General features: G+C 73.6%; 21 protein-coding genes and 1 pseudogene. 12 read left to right on the top strand and 10 right to left on the bottom strand.

The window, feature by feature from the left end; all coding sequences use genetic code 11:
• The first annotated feature begins 202 nt into the window (after positions 1-202).
• The 4 genes from ACZ5GT_RS22230 to ACZ5GT_RS22215 all read left to right on the top strand — a co-directional run bounded on the left by ACZ5GT_RS22230 (position 203) and on the right by ACZ5GT_RS22215 (position 5,429).
• The gene (locus ACZ5GT_RS22230; RefSeq protein WP_469027847.1) at positions 203-868 is read left to right on the top strand and encodes a FadR/GntR family transcriptional regulator; all 666 of its coding nucleotides are present in this window, start codon (positions 203-205) and stop codon (positions 866-868) included.
• Positions 869-944: 76 nt separating this feature from the next.
• Positions 945-1,961: an asparaginase gene (locus tag ACZ5GT_RS22225; protein ID WP_469027836.1), complete on the top strand. Its 1,017-nt coding sequence runs from the start codon at positions 945-947 to the stop codon at positions 1,959-1,961.
• Between the two features lie 673 nt (positions 1,962-2,634).
• The gene (gene mptB, locus ACZ5GT_RS22220) at positions 2,635-4,029 is read left to right on the top strand and encodes a polyprenol phosphomannose-dependent alpha 1,6 mannosyltransferase MptB (protein WP_469027844.1); all 1,395 of its coding nucleotides are present in this window, start codon (positions 2,635-2,637) and stop codon (positions 4,027-4,029) included.
• Positions 4,026-5,429 carry a glycosyltransferase 87 family protein gene (locus tag ACZ5GT_RS22215; protein WP_469027834.1) on the top strand — a complete coding sequence of 468 codons (1,404 nt, stop codon included), beginning with the start codon at positions 4,026-4,028 and terminating at the stop codon, positions 5,427-5,429. The genes mptB and ACZ5GT_RS22215 overlap by 4 nt, the downstream gene beginning before the upstream one ends.
• A gap of 83 nt (positions 5,430-5,512) precedes the next feature.
• Here the strand turns inward: ACZ5GT_RS22215 and ACZ5GT_RS22210 are convergent.
• Positions 5,513-6,136: pseudogene (locus ACZ5GT_RS22210) on the bottom strand (D-alanyl-D-alanine carboxypeptidase family protein); the annotation flags it as partial.
• A 350-nt stretch (positions 6,137-6,486) separates the two neighbouring features.
• Complete coding sequence (rho, locus tag ACZ5GT_RS22205; RefSeq protein WP_469027831.1) at positions 6,487-7,743, bottom strand: transcription termination factor Rho; 1,257 nt, start codon at positions 7,741-7,743, stop codon at positions 6,487-6,489.
• A gap of 446 nt (positions 7,744-8,189) precedes the next feature.
• On the opposite strand from rho, the gene ACZ5GT_RS22200 reads away from it, so the two are divergent.
• The 3 genes from ACZ5GT_RS22200 to ACZ5GT_RS22190 are packed head-to-tail and all read left to right on the top strand — an operon-like array spanning position 8,190 to position 10,923.
• Positions 8,190-8,960, top strand: coding sequence for an SDR family NAD(P)-dependent oxidoreductase (locus tag ACZ5GT_RS22200; protein WP_469027826.1), 771 nt, complete (start codon positions 8,190-8,192; stop codon positions 8,958-8,960).
• 5 nt (positions 8,961-8,965) lie between these two features.
• A complete protein-coding gene (locus tag ACZ5GT_RS22195) occupies positions 8,966-9,379 on the top strand; it encodes a VOC family protein (RefSeq protein WP_469027823.1) in 414 nt (137 codons plus the stop codon).
• A gap of 11 nt (positions 9,380-9,390) precedes the next feature.
• On the top strand, positions 9,391-10,923 hold the full coding sequence (locus ACZ5GT_RS22190; RefSeq protein WP_469027818.1) for an MFS transporter: 1,533 nt from the start codon (positions 9,391-9,393) through the stop codon (positions 10,921-10,923).
• Between the two features lie 175 nt (positions 10,924-11,098).
• Here the strand turns inward: ACZ5GT_RS22190 and ACZ5GT_RS22185 are convergent, their stop codons facing one another.
• From ACZ5GT_RS22185 to ACZ5GT_RS22150, 8 genes are all read right to left on the bottom strand, one after another.
• Entirely contained in the window at positions 11,099-11,869 is a 771-nt protein-coding gene (locus ACZ5GT_RS22185; RefSeq protein ID WP_469027815.1) for an SDR family NAD(P)-dependent oxidoreductase, read from the bottom strand.
• Positions 11,870-11,923: 54 nt separating this feature from the next.
• A complete protein-coding gene (locus ACZ5GT_RS22180; RefSeq protein ID WP_469027810.1) occupies positions 11,924-12,907 on the bottom strand; it encodes a LysR family transcriptional regulator in 984 nt (327 codons plus the stop codon).
• A gap of 150 nt (positions 12,908-13,057) precedes the next feature.
• Positions 13,058-14,014 carry a fumarylacetoacetate hydrolase family protein gene (locus tag ACZ5GT_RS22175; RefSeq protein WP_469027806.1) on the bottom strand — a complete coding sequence of 319 codons (957 nt, stop codon included), beginning with the start codon at positions 14,012-14,014 and terminating at the stop codon, positions 13,058-13,060.
• A gap of 3 nt (positions 14,015-14,017) precedes the next feature.
• Positions 14,018-15,388: an FAD-binding oxidoreductase gene (locus ACZ5GT_RS22170; protein WP_469027799.1), complete on the bottom strand. Its 1,371-nt coding sequence runs from the start codon at positions 15,386-15,388 to the stop codon at positions 14,018-14,020.
• An 11-nt stretch (positions 15,389-15,399) separates the two neighbouring features.
• Entirely contained in the window at positions 15,400-16,368 is a 969-nt protein-coding gene (locus ACZ5GT_RS22165) for a cyclase family protein (RefSeq protein WP_469027792.1), read from the bottom strand.
• The gene (locus ACZ5GT_RS22160) at positions 16,365-17,369 is read right to left on the bottom strand and encodes an amidohydrolase family protein (protein WP_469027786.1); all 1,005 of its coding nucleotides are present in this window, start codon (positions 17,367-17,369) and stop codon (positions 16,365-16,367) included. Before ACZ5GT_RS22160 ends, ACZ5GT_RS22165 begins: the two co-directional genes overlap by 4 nt.
• A complete protein-coding gene (locus ACZ5GT_RS22155; protein WP_469027779.1) occupies positions 17,366-18,490 on the bottom strand; it encodes an FAD-dependent monooxygenase in 1,125 nt (374 codons plus the stop codon). The genes ACZ5GT_RS22160 and ACZ5GT_RS22155 overlap by 4 nt, the downstream gene beginning before the upstream one ends.
• 32 nt (positions 18,491-18,522) lie before the next feature.
• A complete protein-coding gene (locus ACZ5GT_RS22150) occupies positions 18,523-18,828 on the bottom strand; it encodes an antibiotic biosynthesis monooxygenase family protein (protein ID WP_469027772.1) in 306 nt (101 codons plus the stop codon).
• Between the two features lie 230 nt (positions 18,829-19,058).
• Here ACZ5GT_RS22150 and ACZ5GT_RS22145 point away from each other — a divergent pair, with 230 nt between their 5' ends.
• The 5 genes from ACZ5GT_RS22145 to ACZ5GT_RS22125 all read left to right on the top strand — a co-directional run bounded on the left by ACZ5GT_RS22145 (position 19,059) and on the right by ACZ5GT_RS22125 (position 25,282).
• Positions 19,059-20,024, top strand: coding sequence for a fumarylacetoacetate hydrolase family protein (locus ACZ5GT_RS22145; protein ID WP_469027768.1), 966 nt, complete (start codon positions 19,059-19,061; stop codon positions 20,022-20,024).
• A complete protein-coding gene (locus tag ACZ5GT_RS22140) occupies positions 20,021-20,956 on the top strand; it encodes a VOC family protein (RefSeq protein ID WP_469027765.1) in 936 nt (311 codons plus the stop codon). Before ACZ5GT_RS22145 ends, ACZ5GT_RS22140 begins: the two co-directional genes overlap by 4 nt.
• A gap of 34 nt (positions 20,957-20,990) precedes the next feature.
• Positions 20,991-22,292 (top strand): histidinol dehydrogenase, encoded by a 1,302-nt coding sequence (gene hisD / locus ACZ5GT_RS22135; RefSeq protein WP_469027761.1) that lies wholly within the window; start codon positions 20,991-20,993, stop codon positions 22,290-22,292.
• On the top strand, positions 22,289-23,059 hold the full coding sequence (locus tag ACZ5GT_RS22130; protein WP_469027756.1) for an SDR family NAD(P)-dependent oxidoreductase: 771 nt from the start codon (positions 22,289-22,291) through the stop codon (positions 23,057-23,059). The genes hisD and ACZ5GT_RS22130 overlap by 4 nt, the downstream gene beginning before the upstream one ends.
• Before the next feature lie 321 nt (positions 23,060-23,380).
• Complete coding sequence (locus ACZ5GT_RS22125) at positions 23,381-25,282, top strand: hypothetical protein (protein WP_469027753.1); 1,902 nt, start codon at positions 23,381-23,383, stop codon at positions 25,280-25,282.
• Positions 25,283-25,391: the final 109 nt, after the last annotated feature.

Raw genomic sequence — 25,391 nt, 5'->3', positions numbered from 1 at the left:
CCCCCCCCCCCCCCCCCCCCCCCCCCCCCCCCCCCCCCCCCCCCCCCCCCCCCCCCCCCCCCCCCCCCCCCCCCCCCCCCCCCCCCCCCACGGCCCGTTCAAGCGCCGCCCGCTTGACATCCGTACCGCCGCACCCGACCATCACTCCGTGAACCTGTCAGACAGCCAGACAGCTGCCCGGGTGCCGCGGCGCGTGAGCGCCATGGAGGCGGTGCTCGGCCATCTGCGCGATGCCATCGAGCGCGGTGAGTACGCCGTGGGCGACAAGCTGCCCTCGGAGGCGGAGCTGTGCCGCAGCCTCGAAGTCAGCCGGCCCGTGCTGCGGGAGGCGCTGCGGGCGCTGCAGACGATGGGGCTGACGGTCTCCAGGACCGGCAAGGGCACCTTCGTCGTCGCCAGCGCCGTCCAGGACCCCACCTTCGGCGACTACGCGGCCGGCGACCTGATGGAGGTCCGCCGGCACGTGGAGATCCCGGTGGCGGGCTACGCGGCCACCCGCCGCACCCCCGAGGACCTCGACCACCTGGCGCATCTGCTGCGGCGGATGGAGGAGGAGACCGACACCACCTCGTGGGTCGCGCTCGACACGCTGTTCCATCTCGCCGTCGCCCAGGCCGCCCGCAACCCGGTCTTCCGCCGGGTCATCGAGGAGATCCGCGACGCGCTGGCGCGTCAGTCGGCGTTCCTCAACGAGCTGGGCGGACGCCGCGAGCAGTCCAACCGCGAGCACCGGGCGATCGTCGAGGCGCTGATCGACGGTTCCGCCACCGACGCGGCCGACGCGATGAGCCACCACCTCGACCGCGTCGAGACGACCCTCACCGACATCGTGCGCCCCGCGCGCACGGAGGCCGGCCCCCAGGCGTGAGCAGGCGCGTCCCGCACGCGGACGCCGCCGAGACGGCGCGTCACCCGCACGCCGCTCCCCGAAGAAGAAGGCACTGATGCACAACAGTCCCGTCGCGGAGGCACCCCCGGTCCGCGAACCCCGCCACGCACCCGTCGCCCACCTCGTCCGCGGCGGGCTCGTCGAGGGCGTCCACCACGGCTCCGTCGTCGTCCTCGGCGCCGACGGCGAGGTCCGGCTGCGGATCGGCGACCCCGAGGCCGCCTTCTATCCGCGGTCCGCCCTCAAGCCCCTCCAGGCGGTCGCCATGGTCCGGGCCGGGCTGCCGCTCGACGGGGAACTGCTGGCACTCACCGCGGCCAGCCACTCCGGCGAGGAACGCCACCTCGCCGGGGCCCGGCGGATCCTCGAGGCCGCCGGGCTCACCGAGGACCGTCTGCGCAACGTGCCCGACCTGCCGTTCGGCCCGGTCGTCCGGGACGGCTGGGTGCGCCAGGGCCGCCACCCCTCCCGCCTCGCCCAGAACTGCTCCGGCAAGCACGCGGCCATGCTTCTCACCTGCACGCTCAACGGCTGGTCCCTGGACGACTACCTCGACCCGCTCCATCCCCTCCAGCAGGCGATCGCGGAGATCGTCGAGGACCTCACCGGTCAGCGCGTCGCGCGGGTGAGCGTCGACGGCTGCGGCGCGCCCCTGTTCTCCGTCTCCCTGCACGGCCTCGCCCGCGCCGCCGCGCGCATCGCCGACGCCGCCCCCGGCACCCCCGAGGCCCGGGTCGCCGACGCGATGCGCGGCCACCCCGAGATGGTCTCCGGGGCCGGCCGGGACGTCGCCGCGCTCATGCGGGCGGTGCCCGGGCTGCTGGCCAAGGACGGCTTCGAGGGCGTCCAGGTCGCCGCGCTCCCGGACGGCCGCGCCGTCGCGGTGAAGATCGCCGACGGCGCCGACCGGGCGCGCGTCCCGGTCGCCGCGGCCGCCCTGGCCCGGGCCGGCGTCGATCCGGCGGCGCTCGTGCCGTTCGCGGGCGGGCCGGTGCTGGGCGGCGGCCGGCCGGTCGGCGAGATCCGCCCGGCCCCCGCCCTCGCTCCGGCGGACGTGCCGGCCTGCGTGTGACGGCGGCGAGTCCGTCCGGTGCTCGCCCTCGCTCCGGCGGGCCTGCCTGCCTGCGTGTGACGGCGGCGGTGTGTCGGTCCGTGCGCTGTGTGCGTGGGTGGGGGAGATGGGGCGCGGGTCCTGGCGGCTGCGGTCGCCTTGGCGTGGGTCGGTTCGGGCCTGGCTCGGCGCTGGTTCCGTTCGCGGGTGAGCCGGTGCTGGGGGGGGGGGTTGGCCGGTCGGTGATGTCCGGCCGGTCGTCGCCCTCGCTGCGGCGGGCCGGTCGGCCTGCGTGTGACGGTGGTGTGTCGGGCCTGCGCCCCGTCACGCCCGGGGCGGAGGCCGATGTCCCAGCCGTCGCCGTCGCCGTCGCCGTCGCCGTCGGTGGCGCGGGAACGGGCGCCGGCCCGCGCCGGTGCCCCGCGACTCGGTGGAGGGGCGGAGGCGACCTGGCGGTCGGCGCCGCACCGCCGGGAAGGCGGAGGGCGCTTTCGCGTCATGGCTGACGGTCCGCCGCCCGCGACTGCCAGGTGGTGCTGCCAGGTGCGGCCGGGTACGGGCGGGCCTGGGCCGGGGACTCCCGGCCGGGGCCTGCCCGCGTCGATCACACGGCGGTCATGTGCGCGCCCCCGGCCGGGGGGTGAGGCGTCGCCTTCCGGCCATGTGGCGCCGCCACGCTGTCCGCGTGCCGAGCATGGCTTCTCCCGTCGATCTCCGCCGCTGTCAGCTCCTGGGCCTGACCGGCACCGCCTGCGTCGCGCTGGGCGGTGAGACGGCCGGCGCGCTGCCCGTGCGCGAGCTGCCCGCCCCCGCCGACGCCCGCGCCGCCGTCGGCCTGGTCGGCGCGTACTTCGGCGTGGTGCTGCTGATCGCGGCCTGGGTCCTGCTGGGCCGGCTGGTGCGCGGCGCCGAGCCGCCCACCCCGCGGGCCCTGGTGGTCGTGCTCGCCGTGTGGGCGGCGCCCCTGCTGCTCGCCCCGCCGCTGTTCAGCCGGGACGTGTACAGCTACCTCGCCCAGGGCGCCATGGCCGACGCCCACATCGACGTCTACGCGTACGGACCCGACCGGCTCGGCGGCCCGCTCGCCGAGGAGGTCGCCCCGCCGTGGCGGCACACCGGCGCTCCGTACGGCCCGGTGTTCCTCGCCGTCGCCTCCGCCCTGTCCGCGGCCACCCGTGGGGAACTCCCGGCGGGCCTGGCCGGGATGCGGCTCGTCGCGCTGGCCGGCGTGGCCCTGATGGCGGCCGCGCTGCCCCGTCTCGCCCGGCACAGCGGGGCCGACCCGGCCGCCGCCCTCTGGCTCGGCGCCCTCAACCCGCTGGTGCTGCTGCACCTGGTCGCGGGCGCCCACAACGACGCCCTCATGCTCGGCCTGCTCGGCGTCGGCCTGGTGGCCGCGCTCGGCCGCCGGCCGGTCCTGGGCGCCGTACTGGTCACCCTCGCCGCCCTGGTCAAGGTGCCCGCCGTGCTCGGGCTCGCCGCGGTGGCCGTGCTGCACGCCCGCGCCGGAGCGCGTCCGCCGCGGGCCGTACTGACCGCCGCCGCCGCGTCCGCCGCCACCACGGTCGCCGCGACGGCCGTCGCCGGCACCGGATACGGCTGGACGGGCGCCCTCGACACCCCCGTGTCACCGCGGAACTGGGCCCTCACCAGCCTCCTCGGCCGTGCCACCCGCGCCGTGCTGGCCCGGCTCGGCAGCGACCTGGCGCACCTGGCCGTCCCGGCCTGGCACCTGCTCGGCCTGGCCGTCACCGCGCTCGTGCTCGCGGTCCTGTGGTGGCGGCTGCGCCCCCGGCCGGTGTACGCCCTCGGCCTGAGCCTGGCCGCCCTGGCCGCGTTCGGGCCCGCCGTCCGCCCGTGGTACGCCCTGTGGGGCCTGTTCCTCATCGCCGCCGCGGCCCCCGGCACCCCGGTACGGCACCGGGTGACCGCCGTGACCGGTGTGCTCGCCCTCGCCGTCCTGCCCGACGGCGGCCCGGCGGACGCGAGTCGGCTGCTGCTCGCCTGCTGCGGCGGCGCGCTGGCGGCGGTGGTGCTGTGGCAGGCCCACCAGACGGCACAGGCGCCCGCGCTGGGGCGGACGGCGTGATCCGTCCCCGTACCGACCGCGGACGGCTCCTGCTGGTCCTCGTCCTGTGCACGGCCGTCACCGCCTTCACCGCGACCGTGCCGCTGCTGCGCGACTGGTTCGACCTGCGCGTCTACCACGGCGCCGTCGACACCTGGGTCCACCGCGGCCGAGGACTCTACGACTACCGGGTGCCGGGAACGGGCTACGGCTTCACCTACCCCCCGTTCGCCGCCGTCGTCATGCTGCCCATGGCCTTCGTGGGGCTGCGCACCGCGATCGTGATCGCCCTGCTGCTCGACCTGGCCGCCCTGGCGCTCGTCGTGCACCTGCTGACCGACGGTGCCTGGCGGCGCTGGGGCTGGTACGGCTGCGCGCTGGCCGGCTGCGCGCTCGCGCTGTTCGAGCCGCTGCGCGACACGGTCAGCTTCGGCCAGGTCAACCTGCTGCTGCTGGGCCTGGTGCTCGCCGACGGACGGCTGCTCGGCAGCGGACGGGAACGCTGGGCCGGGGTGGGCATCGGCCTCGCCGCCGCGGTGAAGCTCACGCCCGCGCTCTTCATCGGCCTGCTCCTGCTCGCCCGCCGGTGGCGCGCCGCCGCGGTCGCGGCCGGCGTCGCCGCCGGGGCGACGGCCCTGGCCGCGTGGGCCGCGCCCGGCGCCTCCCGGCTGTACTGGACCCGGGCGCTGTGGGACACCGGCCGGGTGGGCCGCCTCGACTACGTCTCCAACCAGTCCCTGCAGGGGGTCCTGGCCCGCCTCGGCGAGCCGGGGCGGACCTGGTGGGCGGCGGCGGTCGTGTGCGTCCTCGGCGTCTGGGCGTGGCGGACCCGCCGGGCGGTCGCGGCGGGCGACCGTCCGGCCGCCTTCGCCCTCACGGCACTGGCCGCCTGCCTGGTCAGTCCGATCACCTGGGTGCACCACCTGGTGTGGCTGCTGCCGTCCTTCGCCGTCCTGCTCCGCACCGGGCACCCCCGGGTCGCGGGCGGCCTGTACGCCGTGCTGTGCACGAGCGTGGTGTGGCTGTGGGTCGACGACGCGTCCGGCGTCGGCGGGTTCCTCGGCGGCAACGCCTACGCCTGGATCACCCTCGGCCTGCTGCTGTGGCTGCCCACCGGTCAGCTCCGCGACGGGCGCCCGCAGAGACCGCGCAGGACCAGCGCCATCAGGCCGGCGCCGAGGGCGGCGGCCGCCGCGACGAGCCCCGCCTCCGGCCAGCTCGGCGCGCGGAACGCCGGGACCGCGCGGGCGGCCGGCGCGGCACGGGCCACCGGCGCCGCGGGGGCCGGGGGCCGGGGCCCCGGCGAGACGACCGTGGCTCCCGGCAGTGGCCGGGCCGGCCGCGGGTCCAGTGAGCCCACCGGGTCCACCCGTCCGGCCGCGTCGAACCCCCAGTCGAGCAGCTCGCGGGCCTCCTCGTAGACGGCGAACCGGGCTCCCGACTGCGGGTTCATGACCGTGACCAGGACGGTGCGGCCGTGCCTGCGGGCCGCGGCGACCAGGGTGTTCCCCGCGTGGGTGGTGTAGCCGTTCTTGACGCCGATCAGTCCCGGATAGGGCCGCACGCCGTCCGCGCCGGTCAGCAGCCGGTTGGTGTTGCGGATCCAGTACGTCCCGCCGAGTCCGTCGGGGAAGCGGGCCAGGGCCGTGCCGCAGTACCGGGTGAAGTCCGCGTTGCGCAGTCCGGCCCGGCCGAACACCGCGAGGTCGTACGCGGACGACACCTGGCCGGGGGTGTCGTAGCCGTCGGGCGAGCGTACGTGCGTGTCGCGGGCGCCGAGGGCGCGCGCCTCGGCCTGCATCCGCTCGGCCGTGGTGCGCCAGCCGCCGTTCAGCGCGGCCAGGACGTGCACGGCGTCGTTGCCGGAGTTGAGGAAGACCCCGCGCCACAGGTCGGCGACCCGGTACGTGTGGCCCTCCTCGACGCCGACCAGGCTGCTGCCGGCGCCGATGCCCGCGAGGTCCTCCTCGACGACGCGGTGCCGGATGCCTCCGGGAAGGACCGGCAGCACCGTCAGGGCGAACAGGGTCTTGAGCGTGCTGGCCGGCGGCAGCGGGCGGTGCGCGTCGTGCGCGGCCAGCACCTCGCCGCTGTCGGCGTCGGCGACCAGCCAGGACAGCGCGGACATGTCCGGCAGTTCGGGCGCGTTGCGGTGAGGGCGGACCTGGGTTCCGGACCGGTGCAGTACGGCCGGCCCCGGCGCCGCCGTGGGGGGCCCGCCGGGCGTGCCGGGGCCGGTGACCTGCGGACCGGCCGACGCGGCGGGCGCGGTCGCCAGCAGCCCCGCCGTGCAGAGCGCGCAGGTGGACACGACGGACCGGAAAGAAAATCCGAAAGTCATACCGCAAAACGTAGGAACCGGGCCGCCCCGCACCCCGCTGCCCGGGCCGAGCGGAACCCGCGAGCACCCGGATGCCGTAGCGCCGCCCGCAGGCGCCGCCCCCTTCGCGCGGACGTGACCGCGGACCGGCGCGGGGATCAGCCGCCGGGCAGTGTCGGCTGGACGCGGCGCAGGAAGGTGGCGTTGTCCGGCGTCCGGCGCATCCGCTCCAGCAGCGTCTCCGTGCCGGCCTGCCCGTCCCGCGTCTGCAGCGCGCGCCGCAGGCCCGGTACGGCGGCCGACTCGGCCGGGGACAGCAGGAGCTCCTCGCGCCGGGTGCCGGAGGCGTTCACGTCGACGGCCGGGAAGACCCGGCGGGAGGCCAGCTCGCGGCTGAGCCGCAGTTCCATGTTCCCGGTGCCCTTGAGCTCCTCGAAGAAGTACTCGTCGGCGCGGGAGCCGGTCTCCACCAGCGCGGTGGCCAGGATCGTGAGGGAGCCGCCCTCCTCGGCCTGCCGGGCGGCGCCGAAGAACCGCTTCGGCCCGATCAGCGCCGACGCGTCGACGCCGCCGCTGAGGGTGCGGCCACCGGCGGCGGCCGCGTTGTTGTGGGCCCGGCACAGCCGGGTCAGCGAGTCGAGCAGGACGACGACGTCCTCGCCCGCCTCGACGAGCCGCTTGGCCCGCTCGACGACGAGATCGGCGAGCGCGATGTGCTGCTTGGGGGCCCGGTCGAAGGTCGAGGCGTGCACCTCGCCCCGCACGGAGCGGCGCATCTCGGTGACCTCCTCGGGGCGCTCGTCGAGCAGCACCACCATCAGGCGGCACTCGGGAAGGTTGCCGGCGACGGCGGCGGCGATCTGCTGCAGCAGCACCGTCTTGCCGGTCTTGGGCGGCGCCACGATCAGGCCGCGCTGACCCTTGCCGACGGGGGCGATCAGGTCGGCGACGCGGCCGGCCAGACCGGCCGCCGGGTGCTCGAGGCGGATCCGCTCCCGCGGGTGCACGGGCGTGAGGTCGCGGAAGTGACGGCGGCCGCGCGAGGCCTCGGGCGTGCGGCCGTCCACCCGTACGACGTCGGTCAGATCGCGCCGGCCGTCGCGCACGCCCTCCACGAGGTCGCCGGCGCGCAGTTGGTGACGGCGGATCAGGGCGGCGGAGACGGCCGGGTCGGACGGCGACGGCAGCAGGTTCGCGGAGCGCAGGTGCCCCTTCCCGCCCGCGTCGACGTCCAGCACGCCGGTGACGATCTGGGGAGCGGACTCCCGCCGGACAGGGGGGTGTTCGACTGTGGTGGTCATGTGGCGGTCCTTTCGCGGACTGACGGCACGGGGCATGCGGAGGGAAGGAGGGAACGCCGCGACGGGAAGGCGGACACTGCGGCCTTCGGCGGCGGTGAACAGCGCCTCGGACACGGCACGGCCGTGCGGGTCACGAGGTGGTGCTGGGAAGCCGGAGCGCGCCGACCGGAAAACGGCGGGCGGATCGGCGAACTGAAGGAGAACTGGCACCGGCGCCCCGTACGGGGCGTACACGAGTGCTGACAGGACCGTACCACAGGCTGGCGGCGGCCGGGGCCGGCCCGCGCGTCCTCCGGTGACCGGCACGGTCGATCCTGCCCGCGTCAACGCCGCCACCGTCTCGTCCATTCCCGCGCCCGTCCGCCCCTGCCGGGAGGCGCCGGCCCGGTGTCCCGCGTCGTCCGGACGGTCCGCGCGCAGTCGTTCGGAGCCGCGCGGCATACCTGCCATACGTACGCCCGATGGACCTTCGCCGACCGAATTCTTGTTCCGGACCGACCCCCTCCTTACGCTGCCACCACCGCACTCGGCGGGCACGGGAACAAGGGACTTGGGCAATCATGGGTCGACTGGCCGGGAAAATCGCTTTCATCAGTGGGACGGGAGCCGGAATCGGCAGGGCCGCGGCGCTGGTTTTCGCTGCGGAAGGCGCCACCGTATTCGGCTGTGACATCGACGCCGAAACCGCCGCCGAAACCGTGGAAATGGTCGAGAAGGCCGGCGGCGTCATGCGTTCCCTCGCTCCCGTGGACCTCTCCACGGAGGACGGCGCCCGTGAGTGGATCGACGCCGGCATCGCGGCCTTCGGCGGGATCGACATCCTCTACAACAACGCCTCCGCACTGCGCAATGGCCCGTTCGAGACGATGCCGGCCGAGGACTGGTACTTCACGATCAAGAACGAACTGGACATCCCGTACTTCTGTACCCGTGCGGCCTGGCCCCACCTCGTCGCGCGCGGCGGCGGCGCCGTCCTGAACGTCGCCTCGGTGGCCGCCGTGCGGGGCGCGCCGTTCATGCCGATGGTGCCGCACGGCGCCGCCAAGGGCGGGGTGCTGGCGATGAGCAAGCACCTGTGCGCGGCCGGCGCCCCGCACCGCATCCGGGTCAACACCATCGCCCCCGGCATGACCCGCACCTCCGCCACCGCCCCCTTCCTGGACGACCCCGACGGGCCCAGGGCCCAGCTGGAGGCGCGCATCCCGGTCGGCCGGGTGGGGCAGCCCGAGGACATCGCCCGCGCCGCCGCCTTTCTGTGCAGCGACGAGGCCGCGTTCGTCAACGGCGCCAACCTGATGGTCGACGGCGGCGACAGCGCGATGGCGGGCTGAACGCCGTGACCGTGCGACTCGACCACGTGGGCGTCAACGTGCGCGACCTGACCGCCCAGACCGACTGGTACACCACGGCGTTCGGGCTGAAAACAGTCTTCACCTTCCACCTCGAGGGCCCGGGCCTGCGCGGCGTCGTCCTCGAACACCCGCGGGGCTGGCGCATCGAACTCCTCGCCAGACCCGGCTCGGCACCCGGCCTCAGGGCGCCGGACCCGCTGACCGCCGCCCTGACCGAGGGATACGGGCACTTCGCGGTCACCACCCCCGAACTCGACCCCGTCTACGCGGCCCTGGTGGCCCACGGAGCGGGCGAGGTCATGCCTCCCGGGCCTTCCCCGGAGCCCGGTGTGCGCATGGCCTGGGTCACCGACCCCGAGGCAAATCTCATCGAAATCATAGAGAAGAACGCAGAGTGAGGGCACGCACGATGACGGATTCGATCTCCCTGAAAAAGCTCGACAGAGGGACGCTCATAGCGTGCTGTCTCGCCGTGGCGGCGGCACAGCTGTGCATTACGGTGCCTTCACCGATCAACGGTAATATCCAGGCCGCATTCGGTGCGTCGGGTTCCCAGGTAGCCTGGGTCACTTTGGCCTTCATTCTCCCCACCGCGATTCTCGAACTGAATTTCGGCGTGGTCGGCGATCTCTTCGGCCGCAAGCGTCTGCTGGTGCTCGGCGGATTCGTCCTGGCGCTCGGTGAACTCCTCAACGCCACCTCCCAGAACGTCACCATGCTCTGGAGCGGCCAGGCCCTCGCCGGTATCGGTGCCGCCGCGCTCTTCCCCAGCTCCCTCGCGGTGATCGCGGCCGCCACCCCCGAGCAGAAGGACCGCGCGAAGGCGGTCTCGACCTGGGCGCTCAGCATCTCCCTGGCCTCGGCCGTCGGCCCGCTGTCCTCCGGCGTGCTCGCCACCGTCGCCGACTTCCGCTGGGCGTTCGTGCCACCGATCGTCCTCGGCGTGATCGTGGGTGTCACGAGCTGGTTCATGGTCACCGACTCCAAGGCGCCCGAGGGCCGCTCGCTGGACTGGCCGGGCCAGATCACCGTCGCCGTCGGCCTCACCGCGCTGCTGTGGGGCGTCATCGAGGGCGGCGACCGCGGCTGGAGCAGCCCGGCGATCATCGGCTCCCTCGCCCTGGCCGCCGTGGCCCTGGCCGGCTTCGTCGTCGCGGAGAAGCGCTCGGCGTCCCCCATGTTCAACCTGGACCTGCTGAGGATCCCGTCGTTCGCCGCCGCGGCCGTCGTCGCGCTGGCCGGCATGTTCGGGTTCATCGGCACCGCGTACTGCGTCTCCATCCGGCTCGGCGCCGTGATGCACCTGAGCGCGCTGCGGGCCGGCATGCCGTTCGTCATCCTCCAGCTGATCCCGCTGCTGCTGGCGCCCGTGCTGAGCCGCATGCTCACCCGCGTCGAGCCGCGCTGGCTGCTGATGGGCGGCCTGCTGCCGATGGCCGCCGGCCAGTTCTGGATCGCCGCGCTGCCCATCACCACCACCTCCCTCGCCGCCTTCATCGGCCCGGTGCTGCTGCTCGGCGTCGGCTTCATCTGCGTCGTCTCCTCCCTCACCTCGGCGGCCGTCAACGCCGTACCGCTCAACATGACCGGCATGGCCAGCGGCGCCACCAGCCTGGTGCGCGAGTTCGGCCAGGCGCTCGGCCCGGCCGTCATCAGCGCCGTCGCGATGAGCGCCGCGTCCTCCGCTCTCGTCGGCAAGCTCAGCGGCGCGGACGCGGGCATGGAGGCGGCCGCGGGTCCCCTCGCGGTCGTCAACGCGGGCAGCGACGCCGCCCGGGAGGCCGCGCAGTCCGCCCTCGCCCACGGCATGGCGCTCGGCGTGACGGTCTGCGGCTGCGCCTCCCTGCTGGGCGCGCTGGTCACCCTGGTGCTGGTGCGCAAGAACTCCTCGCGTTCCACGGTTGAGGCGGGCGAACCGTCGGTGCAGACCGCGTCCGCGTGACGATCCGTGCGGTTCGGAGGCCGGGGCCCAGCCCCGGCCTCTTCCGCGTGCCCGGTGCACGGCACCGCACCCGCCAGGACGACATGCGTGAAGGCCGCGGCACGACATGCGTGAGCCCCGCCGGCCGGCACCGTCTGCGGTGTCCGGCCGGCGGGGCTGTGGCCGGCGGCTGAAGTCAGGAGGCGTCCAGCGCGTTCGTGATCGCCTGCACGCCGCCGTGTGCCGAGTACCCGCCGTCGACCGTGATCTCCGCCCCGTTGACGTACGACGCCTCGTCGGAGAGCAGGTAGACCACCAGCGGGGCCACCTCGTCGACCGTGCCGGGCCGTCCCTGCGGGGTCATCGACAGGTGCGCCTCGACGAACACCGGGTTCGCGCTCGACATCAGCGGCGTCTCGATGTAGCCGGGGTGGACGAGGTTGGTGCGGATGCCGCGGCCGGCCAGTTCCAGCGCCGCCACCTTGGACAGTCCCCGCAGCGCCCACTTGCTGGCCGTGTAGGCGACCGCGTGGTGGGCGGTGAGGGCGGCGACCGAGCCGACGTTGACGATGGAGGAGCCGGGCGGCATCAACGGCGTCAGGGCCTGGATGCCGAGCAGCGCGCCGGTCGTGTTCACCGCGAACGCCCGGTTCCAGTCGGCCAGGTCCACCTCGCCGAGGCGGCCCCGCATCGGGATGCCGGCGTTGTTGACGAGGCCGTGCACCGCCTCCAGGCCGGCCGCGAGCGCGGCCCAGTCCTCGGGCGAGGTCACGTCCAGGTGCGCGAAGGTCACGTCCAGGCCGTCGGCGCGCGACGAGGCCGCCAGCTTCTGCCCGGCCTCGTCGAGGACGTCGGTCGCGATCACCGTCGCGCCCTCCCGGGCGGCCGCCGTGACCTCGGCGGCTCCCTGTCCCTGCGCGGCCCCGGTGACGACGACGGTCCGGCCCGACAGACGCATGCGGCTCACGGCTTCCTCCCACGGGTGCGGGAGCCCTCTCTCCCGGGGCTCCTCGCGTCCACGCTAGGAAGCGGCGCTCAGCTCCGGAAATGCGTGTTCGCCATGCCTGTCATCCACGGGGACGATCTCGGGCCGCGGCGGGTCGCCCAGGGCGGCCCCGACCCTGCGCACCGTCTCGCGCAGCCACCGGTGGGCGGGGTCGGAGTGCCGGTTGTGGTGCCAGTACATGGCCTCCACCAGCGGCACGTCGGGGAACGGCGTCGGCACGACGGCGCACCGCGCGAAGCCCTCGTAACGGCGGGCCAGCCGTTCGGGCACCAGGGCGACCAGGTCGGTGCCGCTGACCAGGAACGGCAGCACGCTGAAGCCGGGCGTGCTGACCTGCACCTTCGGCGTGATGCCGAGGGTCTCCAGCTGGCGCTCGGCGGGCGTGTGGCTCTTGCCGATGGCGCAGGCGGCGTGCGGCATCTCCGCCAGGTCGCGCAGGCCGAGCCGCCCGTCGACCAGCCGCGGGTTGTCCGGGTCGACCAGGCACACGAACCGGTCGTGCATCACGGCCTCGCTGACACCGGGCAGCTGGTAGCCCAGCGGCACGACCATCAGGTCGTGGCAGCGCAGATGGGTCTCGTTCTCCAGCTGCCCGTCCACGATGGAGTGGAAGTCGATGCGCACCCCGGGCGCCTCCTCGGCGATGACCCGCAGCAGCGGTTCCACGAACACCGTCATCACGTAGTCGGACATCACCACGGAGAAGCGCTGCCGGCTGCGCGTCGGGTCGAAGTGCCGGGTCAGGGACAGCGCCTCCTCCGCCTTGTGCAGCGAGGCCTGCACGACCGGCAGCAGCCGCTCCGCGAGCGGCGTCAGCTCGTACTCCCGGCCCACCCGCACCAGCAGCTCGTCGTTGAAGTGGCGGCGCAGCCGGGCCAGCGAGCCGCTCATGGCGGACTGGCTGGTGGACAGCCGCACGCCCGCGTGGGTGACGTTCTTCTCCTCCAGCAGGGCTTCCAGCGCCACCAGAAGATTGAGGTCGATTGCTCCGAGACCCATCCGTGTTTCCTTCCGGCCGCGTCGTTGAAGCTCGGTGAAATCGGAGCGTAACCGGGGCGTTCCCGGCGAGGAAGGGCCGGGTGAACAATTCACAGGGACCCGATGGCTGCCATCGGATCCCTGGATATGTGCTGGTCGGAGGGGTGGGGGCTACGGCCGGGGGGTCCGCCCCCGCTTGCGCGCCCGCGGCAGGTAGGCGTCCGCCCGCCCCGGTACGACCCGGTTGGACAGCGTGCCGAGCCGTTCCACGGTCAGCGTCACCTCGTCGCCGGGCGCCAGCGGCGGCGGGGTCCGCTCGCCGAGGCGGCCCCAGAACTCCGCCAGCGCCCCCCAGCCGCAGGTGCCGGAGCCGAGGACGTCCCCGGGGCGCACCCAGGCGTCCCGGGAGGCGTAGGCGATCATCTCCTCGAACGTCCAGGAGACGTTGGCGAGGGTGTCCCGGCCGATCAGCTCGCCGTTCAAGGTGACCGTCATCTCCAGGTCCAGGAAGCCGTCCGCGTCCCGCCGGTCCGCCACCTCGTCCGCGGTGACCAGGTAGGGGCCGAGCGTGTTGGCGAAGTCCTTGCCCTTGGAGAAGCCCAGGCCCAGGTTCTTCTCCGGCTTCTGCAGATCGCGCGCCGACCAGTCGTTGAAGACGAGGTAGCCGACGATGTGCTCGCGCGCCCGCTCGGGCGTGAGGTCCCGGCCGGCGCGTCCGATCACCGCGCCGACCTCCAGCTCGAAGTCGAGGTCCGAGCAGCCCGCCGGCACGGGGACGTCGTCGTGGGCGCCGTAGCCGGCGTGCGGGCTGGTGAAGTAGAAGTTGGGCGCCCGGTACCACTCCTCGGGCACGTGCTCGAGACCGTCCAGCGACTTCGACACGCCCTCGATGTGCGCCTCGAAGCCGACGAAGTCCCGGATGGACGGCGGCTTCAGCGGCGGCAGCAGCCGCACCTCGTCGACCGTGAGGCCGCTCGGCTGCCGCAGTGCCTCGGCGCCGGCCGCGTGCAGCACCTCCTGCTCGATCAGCGCCAGGACGGTGACCCCCTCGGGCAGCGGATGGACGATGCCGTCCCGGACCACCCCGGCGCGTTCCGCGCCCCGGTACTCGTACGTCGCGAATCGCATGTCCTACCGCTCCCAGTGGTTGGTGTTGGTGACGGCCTCGGCGCTCAGGTAGCCGGCGAACAGGCCCTTCGGGTCGCGAGCGGCGCGGATCTCCTGGAGCCGCCGCCACTGCTCGTCGCCCATGAACTTCAGCTGCCGCACCGTGAAGTCGGAGTCGCCCAGGTACTGGCCGACGGTCACCGGCCGCATCGCCGCCGTCGCCTCGTCCAGCCAGGCCCGCAGCTCGGCATCCCGGGTGTCGTCGTCGTGCACGACGTAGACGGAGCAGTAGATCTCCGACTGCAGCGAGAAGGCCATGTCGGGCAGTTCGCGCAGCGGCGCCATGGAGAACCAGATGGTGAAGGTCTGCCGCGTGGGGTGCTCGGTGAACGCCTTGCGCATCGCCGGCACCACCTCCTCGGCCGGCCCCGACAGCCACGCGTTGTCCACGAAGTAGCGGTGCCCCTCGGGGTTGGCGGTGCGCTGGCCCGTGAGCTGTTCGGCGATCGTGGTCGGCTGCGCCTCCACCCGGAACAGCGCCCGGTCGGCGTAGGGGTTGGCGTGCAGCGGGGCGAGCGCCTCGGCGGCCTGCTCCGGGGTGTCGGTCATCGACACGCCCGTGACCAGCAGGACGGGCTCGTCCCGGTCGGGCGGGGTCTGGGTGACCGCGACGATCTCCACCAGCTCGGAGACCGTGTGGTGGGTGTCGTGCAGCCAGGTCATGACCTCGTCGAAGAGGTCGAGCGGGTACGCGTGCACAGTGTGCGCCAGATGCCGGGGCAGCGGCCGGGTGCGCAGGTGGAAGCGGGTGACCACGCCGAAGAAGCCGGGGCCCGCGCCGCGCGCCGCCCAGAACAGGTCGCTGTTCCGCGTCTCGTCCGCGCGTACCAGCTCGCCCTCGGCGGTGACGACGTCGATCGCCGCGATGTTCTCCGCCGCCCAGCCCCAGCCGCGCGCGTTCCAGCCCTGGCCGCCCTGCAGCAGGAAGCCGCCGATGCCGACGGAGGGGCAGTGGCCGCCGTTGAAGAACCGGCCGAACTCGGCGAGGTAGGGGTTGAGTTCGTCGCCGCCCTGGACGCTCGGCGTCGCCGACACGATCCGCGTGTCCGGGTCGTAGGCCATCTCGCGGAAGCCGCCCAGGTCGATCAGCAGGGCGTCCTTGCGCACCGACCAGGCGGCCCAGCTGTGGCCGCCGGAGCGGACGGCGACCTGCCAGCCCCGCTCCAGGGCGAGGCGCACGCCCTCGACGACGTCCTGCTCGGTGACGGCCTCCAGCACGGCGGCCGGCCTGCGGTCCGAAGGCCGGCGGGCGTTGAAGACCCGGCCGACGCAGGCTTCCTCGAAGCTCTCGTCGCCGGGCAGGTGCAGGGTGCCGGAGAAACGGTTGTCGTTCATGAAGGTCTCGCTCACTTGACCGCGATCGGATTGACGGGGGCGCCCACCGCTCCGGTGACCGGAAGGGGCGCGGCGACCAGCAGGAACTCGTGGACGCCGTCGGCCGCGCAGTCCTCGGCCAGCGCCTCCAGGTCCCACATCTCGCCCAGCGGCAGCCCCATGTTGGGGATCGCTATCTGGTGCAGGGGGGACATCGCCGGCTCGGCGAACTCGTACGGGCGCACCTCCAGGCCCCAGGTGTCGGAGGCGACGGCCGCGATCTCCGTACGGTGCAGCCAGCCGAGCGTGGTGAACGACAGCCCCGGGGCGTCGCCCGCCGCGTACGTGCCCCAGTCGCCCAGCCGCCGCACCCGGCCGAGCTGCCCGGTGCGCACCAGCACCAGGTCGCCGCGGCGCACCGTGGACGTGGCGCCCTGCGCCTCGATGGTCGCGCGCAGGTGCTCCTCCAGGATCGGGAAGCCGTCCGGCAGTTCACCGTGCTCGTCGCCGACGGCGCGGCCCACGTCGAGCAGGACGCCGCGCCCGGTGAAGGCGTCGCGCATGTGCTCGATGCCGGTGACCGAGTCGCCGTCGCCGTTCACGATGGTGCACGGGCGGCCGTTCCACGCCTGCTTGTTGTCGTAGATGTGGCCCAGTCCGTCCCACTGGGTGGACGCCTGGAGCGGCATCACGACGTGGTCGTCCGCGCCGCCGAAGCCGTGCGGGAAGCCCTGCGTGCCGGCCGCCGCGTCGGAGCCGGTGTCCTTCATGTAGTGCACCGGGTTGATCCGGCCGCGGAACCCGCGCTGCGGTCCGTCCTCGTTGAACTCCAGCGCCAGCGAGAAGGGGCGCCCGCGCCGCACCAGCCCGGCCGCGTGGGCCCGTATCGCGTCGTCGAGGAAGTTCAGCGTGCCCAGCACGTCATCCTCGCCCCACCGGCCCCAGTTGCGGTAGGCGGCACGGGCCTTGGCGAGCTCTTCCTCGATGGGACCCAGAGTCATCGGGTACGTCCTTTCAGCAGCAGGTCGAGGGCGTTGCCCCCGGCGATCGCGGCACGCTCCGCCGGGGCCAGGCCGGCGGCGTCCAGGCGGGCCAGCGGGTCGCCCACACCCATGTCGAAGGGGTGATCGGTGCCGAGCACCACCCGGTCGGCGCCCACCTCCTCGACCAGGTGGCGCAGCGCGCGCGGGGTGTACACCAGCGCGTCGAACCACATGCGGCGCAGGTAGGCGCTCGGCGGCTCGGCGCAGCCGCGGGCGTCCTCGCGCACCCGCCAGGCGTGGTCGGAGCGCCCCACGTACGTCGGCAGGTAGCCGCCGCCGTGCGCGGCCACCAGCTTCAGGCCGGGGAACCGGTCCAGGACGCCGGTGAAGATCAGGTGCGAGAGCGCCACCGTCGTCTCCACCGGCTGGCCGACCGTGTTGCCGAGGTAGCGGGTCGCCAGCCGCTCGTCCAGCGAGCAGCCCCACGGGTGGACGAACACCACCGCGCCCAGTTCCTCGGCCTTCTCCCACACCGGGTCGTGCGCCGGGTCGGCCAGTTCCCGGCCGTCGACGGCCGTGGACACGCTGATCCCGTACAGGCCGAGCCCGGTGACCGCCCACTCCAGCAGCTCCACTGCCAGAGCGGGGTGCTGGAGCGGCACGGTGCCGAGCCCGTACAGCCGCTCCGGGGCTTCGGCGCAGTGCGCGGCCACCGCCTCGTCGACCGTGTGGGCGAGCCGGCCGGCCAGGTCCTCGCCGGCCCAGTAGTGGTGCATCGGCATCGGTCCGACCACCTGGATGTCGACGCCCATCGCGTCCAGGTCCGCGAGCCGCTCCGGGACGCTGGTCAGCTTCCCGGCCAGCCGGTGGAGCTGCGCGCGGTTGACGGACAGCGACTCGGGGGAGTGGGCGCGCTGCTCGGCCGCCAGTTCGGCGGCGAACCCCGGCGTGCCGGCGACCAGGGCGTCGGCGGCCGGGACGGCCAGATGGCCGTGGAAGTCGACGACCGGCGTGCTCATGCCGCCGCCGTCAGGGACTGCAGCGTCTCCGACATGATCCGCGCCGGGTCGGCGCCCGGCGTGGCCGGGTCGATCTCCCACTCGGCCAGCCGCAGCGAGTTCTCCAGCACCATCCGCACCCGCGGCAGCCGCCGCGCCATGAACTCGTCCAGGGCCCGCTCCACCGGCAGTTCCCCGGTGACCAGGGTGGCCAGCAGCACCGCGTCCTCCATGCACATGGCGGCTCCCTGCGCGATCAGCGGCGGGCAGGCGTGCGCGGCGTCCCCGACGACCATCGCCCGGCCGCGGTGCCACTCCTCGTCGACCAGGACCGCCTCGATCCAGCGGTAGTCGACCGCCGTGTCGTCGGGCAGCGAGGCGATGATCTCGCCCCACATGCCGCCGTATCCGGCGCCGCGCTCGCGCAGCAGCGACAGCGGGGCGCGCGGCCCGATCAGCGAGGCGTCGAGGTTCTCGTCGAGGAGGTAGGCGTAGCAGGCGTCGGCGGAGATCGGGCTGTAGCCGGCCTTGAAGCGCGGACCGCCGTAGTACACCTCGGCGCAGTCCATCCCGGCGGGCCGCTCGGCGACCACCCGGAAGATCGACATGCCGACCGGGCGCGGCCGCTGGGACAGGCCGATGAGCGCGCGCATCGACGAGTTGATGCCGTCGGCGCCGACCACCAGGTCGTAGCGGCCGGTGGAGCCGTCGGTGAAGGACACGTCCACGTGTCCGGGCGACTGCTCCAGCCGGTCGACGCTCAGTCCGAGACGGACCCGCACGCCCTGCGCGTACACCGCGTCGCACAGCGCGTCCTGCAGGTCCGAGCGCAGCGCGCCCGCCGTGGACGGCAGGTCCTGGCCGCCGGTGTGCGGGGTCGGCAGCTCGCTGATCAGGCTGCCGTCCGCGCGGCGCAGCCGCATGATGTCGAACGGCACGGCCCGCTCCAGCACCCGGTCCAGCACGCCCACCGAGCGCAGCGCCTTCAGCGCGTTGCCCTGGACGGTGATGCCGTGGCCAACACCGAACCACTGGGGGGAGATCTCGACGAGCTCGACGTCGGCGCCGCGCTGGGCGAGCGCCAGCGACAGCACGCTTCCGGTGATGCCGCCGCCGACGACGAGCACCTTCTGTACGGGCATGGGGATCCTTGCGAACGTAGAAGAGGAGGGGGTCAGCCGGAGAAGCGCGCGCCGAGTTCGTGGTAGTGCTCCACGGCCGGCGGCTCGGCGAAGAACGGGCCGACCAGGGCCCGCCAGCGCGCGAAGCGCTCCGATTCCCGGAAGCCGGCGGTGTGCGCCTCGACCGACTCCCAGCCGACCAGGAGCAGGAAGGTCCGCGGCCGCTCCTCGCACCTGAGCAGCTCGGCCCAGCGGAACCCGTCGGCCTCGGCGAGCACCTCGCGCGCCGTGCCGAAGACCTCCTGGAACTCCTCTTCCCGGCCGGCCTCGACGGTCAGCTCGGCATGCTCGACGACCACGTGTTTCTCCTCATGACGGTGGGTGCTCCGAGACTGCTCGGGCGATCGATGCAGGGTCAACGGATCGAGGCATCGGCAAGGGGGACGTCATGCATCCCGCACGGCGATGGAGGCGCGGTTCAGCCGCCGGGAGGGCCGCCGATGGCAGCCATCGCGAACGGCCATTTCCGCCGCCCTGCCCGGCTGCCTAGCGTCAGGGGCGTTCCCCACCCCGACGAGGAGAGCCGCCCGTGCCCGATTCACTCACCCCTGCCGGACCGTTCGCGCTCGGCACGTTCCGCAGCAGCGCAGGCGTCGCCTTCCCCGGCCTGGTCACCGGGGCCCGCGTGCGCGACCTGTCCGACCTGGTGCCGTCCGTGCGCGCCCTGGTCGAGGACTGGGACGCCTGGCTGCCCCGGTTCGACGGACTCGCCGGGTCCGCCGACGGCGCCTGGCACGACCTCGCCGCGCTGTGCGTCCTGCCCCCGCTGGAGCCGGGCCAGATCCTGCAGAGCGGCGCCAACTACCGCAAGCACGTGGTCGATCTGGTCGCCGCCGAGAAGGAGAGCGTGCACGGCGCCACCCCCGAGGAGGCCCGCGCCGACGCCGAGAAGATGATGGACGAGCGCATCCGCAGCGGAGTGCCGTACGTCTTCCTCGGGTCGACGCGCGCGATGTGCGGCCCCTACGACGACATCGTGCTGCCCGCGCTCGGCGAGCAGCACGACTGGGAGCTCGAACTCGCCCTGGTCATCGGCAGGAAGGGCCGCGACATCCCCGCCGGGGAGGCGATGTCGTACGTCGCCGGCTACACCATCTGCAACGACCTCACCACCCGCGACCGCCTGTACCGGCCCGACCTGAAGGCCATCGGCACCGACTGGTTCACCGCCAAGAACGCCGACACCTTCCTGCCGACCGGCCCGTTCCTGGTGCCGGCCGCCTTCGTCGGCGACCCGGACGACCTGCGCATCACCCTGCGGCACAACGGAGTCGTCCGGCAGGACGAGTCCACCAAGGACATGATCTTCGACATCCCGCGGCTCATCGCGTACGTCTCCACGACCACCACCCTGCACCCCGGCGACCTGCTGCTCACCGGCTCCCCGGCGGGCAACGGCGCGCACTGGGGCGTCTTCCTGAAGCCGGGCGACGTCCTGGAGGCGGAGATCACCGGCCTGGGCCACCAGCGCAACACCGTCAGGAGCCACCCATGAGCTTCCAGCCCATCACCCACCTGCGCCATGTCGACCTGGCCGTCCCGGACTTCGACGCCCAGCGCGCCTTCTACGGCACCACCTGGGGCCTGACCGAGATCGCGAACGACAGCGGCCTCGCCTTCTTCGCCGCCGAGGGCAGCCCCGAGCAGTACGTCGTGCGGATCCGCAAGGACGAACGCAAGCGCATGGACCTGGTCGCCTTCGGCGCGGTGTCGCCCGCGGCGGTGGACGAACTCGCGCTGCGCCTCGGCCGGGCCGGGGTCCGGATCGTCCACGAGCCGAAGCCGCTGGACACCCCCGGCGGCGGCTACGGTCTGCGCTTCTTCGACCCGGACGGCCGGGTCGTGGAGGTCTCCGCGGACGTCGCCATCCGTGCCCACCGCCGGATCGAGGAGCGGGAGGCGGTCCCCGTGCGCCTGTCGCACTGCGTCGTCAACTCCCAGGACCCGGCCGGCCTGCGCGACTTCTACGTCGAGCACCTCGGCTTCCGGCTCACCGACACCTTGTACTCCACGCACATGGGCGACCTCATGTACTTCCTGCGGTGCAGTCCGCTGCACCACTCCTTCGCCATCGCCCGCGGCCCCCATGTGTCGTTGCACCACGCCTCGTTCGAGATGCGGGGAGTGGAGGAGTACATGCGCGGCACGGGGCGCGCGCTGCGCGCCGGCACCCGGCTGACCTGGGGCCCGGGCCGGCACCTCGCGGGCGACAACACCTTCTCCTACTTCCACGACCCGCACGGCAACACCGTGGAATACACCACCGAACTCGCGGTCCTCGAAGAGGACCTGTGGCATCCCGGCCGCCACGACGTCGACGACCCGATGACCCAGGACCAGTGGGGCACCGCCGACCCGATGAGCGAGTCGGTCGCCAAGGAGCAGTTCAACGACCCGGACGTGCTGTTCGAAGCGCCGCCCGTCTGATCCCCTTCCGACACCGTCCAGAAAGGCCGCAGTTGTGGCAGAGATCCTGAAGCACGCCGTCACCGAGACGGAGGTCGCCGCCTCCCTCGACCAGGTACGCGAAACCGTCTCCGGCGTCATCGCGGACATCCGCGAACGCGGTGACGACGCCGTACGCGCGTACTCCGAGAAGTTCGACCAGTGGAGCCCGGACTCCTTCCGGCTGAGCGAGGAGGAGGTCGAGAAGATCGTCGCGTCGGTGCCGCAGCAGGTCATCGACGACATCCGGTTCGTGCAGGACCAGGTCCGCACCTTCGCCCGCCACCAGCTCGACTCCCTGCACGAGTTCGAGGTGGAGACGCTGCCCGGCGTGCGGCTCGGGCAGAAGCACGTCCCCGTGCGGGCGGCGGGCGCCTACATCCCCGGCGGCCGCTACCCGCTCACCGCCTCCGCCCACATGACCATCGTCACCGCCAAGGTCGCGGGCGTCCCGAGGGTGGTCGCCTGTACGCCGCCCATCCGCGGCGAGATCCCGGCCGCCACCGTCGCCGCGATGCACATGGCGGGCGCGGACGAGATCTGGCTGCTCGGCGGGGTCCAGGCGGTCGCCGCGATGGCCGTCGGCACGGACAGCATGCAGCCGGTCAACCTGATCGCCGGGCCCGGCAACGCCTACGTCGCCGAGGCCAAGCGGCAGCTGTTCGGCGAGATCGGCATCGACCTGTTCGCCGGCCCGACCGAGATCCTGGTCCTCGCCGACGAGCACACCGACCCGTTCGTCTGCGCCGTCGACCTGCTCTCCCAGGCCGAGCACGGCCCCGACTCCCCGGCCGTCCTGATCACCACCTCCCGTGAGGTCGCCGAGCAGACGATCGCCGAGGTCGAGCGGCTGCTGCCGGGCCTGCCCACCCGGGACTTCGCCGAGCCCGCCTGGCGCGACCACGGCCAGGTGCACGTCGTCGACTCGCTCGACGAGATGTACGCGCTGGCCGACGAGTTCGCCTTTGAACACGTCGAGGTGCTGACCCGCCGGCCGCGCGAGGCGCTGGAGCGGATGACCCAGTACGGCGCCCTGTTCCTCGGAGAGGGCACCTGCGTGTCCTTCGGCGACAAGGTCATCGGCACCAACCATGTGCTGCCGACCCGCGGCGCCGCCCGCTACACCGGCGGCCTGTGGGTGGGCAAGTACCTGAAGACGGTGACCTACCAGGAGGTCACCGACACCGCCTCGCAGGCCCTGCTCGGCCGGGTGTGCGGGCGGGCCTCCCGGGTGGAGCTGTTCGAGGGGCACGCCCGCTCCGGCGACGTACGCGCCGCGCGGGCCGCCGGGGTCGAACTGCCGTGGAACACCGCATGACCCTCCAGGGGCGCACCGCCCTCGTGACGGGCGGGGGAGGGCCGCTGGGGCGGGCGTTCGCCCTGGCCCTGGCCGGCGCCGGCGTCCGCGTCGTCCTGGCCGGCCGGAGCGAGCGGGCGCTGACGGAGGCGGCGGCCCGCGTCACCGAGCAGGGCGGCGCGGCCCGCACCGCCGTGTGCGACGTCGCCGACCCGGCGTCGGTCGCCCGGCTCGCCGCCGAACTCGCCGACGAGGAGGTGTCGTTGCTCGTCAACAACGCCGGCGTCGCGGGCCCGGTGCGGCCGCTCGTCGACATCGAGCCGGACGAGTGGGACGAGGTGTTCGCGGTCAACGTCCGCGGCGTCTACCTCATGTGCCGGGCCTTCCTTCCCCGCATGACCGCGGCCGGGCGGGGCGACGTCGTCAACGTCGCCTCGGTCAGCGGCAAGCGCCCGCTGCTCAACCGAACCCCCTACACCGCCTCCAAGATGGCGCTGCTCGGCCTCACCCGCACCCTGGCGGGGGAGGTGGGCCCGCACGGGGTCTCCGTCAACTCCCTGTCCCCCGGACCGGTCCGCGGCCCGCGCATGGACCGCAACTTCCGGCTCACCGCCGAACTGACCGGCTGCTCGGTCCAGGAGGCCGAACGCGACTTCGCCTCCCGGGCGGCCCTCGGCCGGCTCGTCGAGGAGGACGAGGTCGCCCGCGCCCTGCTGGCGATGCTCGCCATGCCGGGCCTGTGCGGCGCGGACATCGACCTGTCGGCCGGGATGATCGCCCCCGCGTAACAGGCATCGCCGCCGCAACAGCACACCGGCACAACGGCACAACGAACGACGAGGTGGACGGCGCGGACGCCGCCCGCCTCGTCGTCGTGTCCGCGCCCCGACCACCCTGTGGCCACTCTGTGTGATCGCCATGGAACGGGCCGTCCGATCCGAGGCATCGGGTTCCGGGATGCGTGTGTGAGACGCCTATTGCCCTCTGTGCAGCGCTGGTTCACTCCGTCGTGCACCCCAGGTGCTCTGTCCCGGACCGTCCCGCCGCATGCCCCGCGGGCCGGTTCGTCACGCTGCGCGACAGCGCACTCGAACCGTGGAAGGCACGCAATGACGCTGATCACCCGACGCTCCATCCTGATCGCCGGTACCGCCACGGCCGGAGCCCTCCTGGTTCCGGCCGCCTCCGCCGTCGCCGCGCCCGTCGCGAGCGGAAACCGGATCACCATCGGCTCCGGTGAGACCTACGAGCTCGCGGCGACCACGCGGGTGAGCCGGCTGACGATCGCGGAGGGCGGGCGGATCGTCGCCCCGGACGGCCACAGCCTCACCCTCACCGTCGACGGGGTGGAGACCGGCCAGCTGCTGACCGAGACCGGCGGCACCGCGACCCTCGTCGAGCCGGGCACCTACCGCGGCGACGTGGTCCTCACGGTGACGGCGCGGAACGACGTCACCTACCAGACGCTGACCTTCCCCTTCCGGCAGGCGCTCTACGTCGACGGCGACGGCGTGGTCCGCGACAAGTCCGTCCTCGCGGCGGTGGTCGGCGGCAGGCTCACCGACTCCTTCGCCCGGAACGTGTCGATCACCTCCACCGGCGAGTGCTTCGACGGCGTGTACGTGCGGGCCGGTGCCTACACGCTGCACCGGCCCACCATCTCCCTCACCGGCAACGGCCGCAGCGACTTCGCCGGATACGGCGCCGCGGTGGTCGGCGCCGGCGCCTCCACCCGGCTGGTCCTGGACGGGGCCCGCATCACCAACAAGGGAGTCGTCCGCACCGCCGTCATCGCCGACGACGGCGCCGACGTCGTCGTGAAGAACTCCTTCATCCGCTGCCGCAACGGTGTGCTGCCCGCCGACTACCAGGGCACCGTCGAAACCCCGTACATGCAGTCGGTGCCCTGGATGCTCGGCCTCGACGGCAACGTCCGCTCCACCAACCTCATCGGCAAGGACAGCACCGCCACCTACCTCGGCTCCACCGTCTTCTCGGAGACCTGGGGCGCCCTGTCCGTCGAGGGCGGCAGCGGGCTGAAGCTGACGGCGGTCAACAGTCACGTCGGCAACACCGGGGCGTACGGCTACGGCACCTACGCCATCGGCGACGCCCTGGTCCGCGTCCTCGGCTGCCGCTTCGACGTCGGCAGCTACGCCACCATCATCGCGGGCCCGGCCGCGGTCGTGCACTACGGCGACAGCACCCCGGCCGCCGTCGCGGCACTGAACACGGAGCTCGGGCTGGGGCTGTCGAGCGCCGAGCTGGCGGACCTCCCGGCGCGCAACACGGTCGTGAACTCGGGGCACTTCGGCTACATGTTCTTCGGCGCCGGCACCCTGACCCTGGACGGCGGCACGGTCGTCAACTCCGAGCGGGCGACCTTCCTCAACAAGGGCCAGCAGACCGCCATCACCGTCGACGGTTCCAAGGGCGCCCGCCTCAACCCGCGTGACGGCGTCATCCTGCAGATGATCGAGCTGGACGACCCGGGCCCGGTCAACGTCGACGGCAAGATGATGAACGTGGGCGTCTACACCGAGCCGACCGGCGACCCGGCGAAGGACGCCTCCTTCGACGTGACCGCCGCCCACGCCGCCGACTCGGCCGCCACCTTCTCCTCCATCGCGCTGAAGGGCGACTTCTACAACGGCGTGCGCAAGGGCAAGAACATGGTCCTCACCTTCGAGAACACCACGGTCGAGGGCGTCATCTCGGCCTCCCGGACCCGGCACCGGGTGGACACGATCGACTCCTCCGCCTTCTACGAGCTGGGCATCGTCACCAACACCGTGCAGCCCGCCGTCAACAACGGCGTGGTCGTCCGCCTGAACAGCGGCTCGGCGTGGACCGTCACCGGCACCTCGCACCTGACCGCGCTGACCGTCGCCGCCGACGCGGCCGTCAAGGCGCCGTCCGGCAAGTCGGTGGTCATGACGGTGGACGGCACCGAGACGGCCCTGACCGCCGGGAAGACCTACACGGGAGCCATCACGCTGACCCTGGCCTGACCTGCCGGGTGACGTCATCCGGGACGGGGGGGGGGGGGGGGGGGGGGGGGGGGGGGGGGGGGGGGGGGGGGGGGGGGGAGGGAGGGGGGGGGGGGGGGGGGGGAGGGGA

This window comes from Streptomyces sp. NPDC031340 (assembly GCF_055569945.1).
This window is presented reverse-complemented; position numbering and strand designations above follow the sequence as displayed.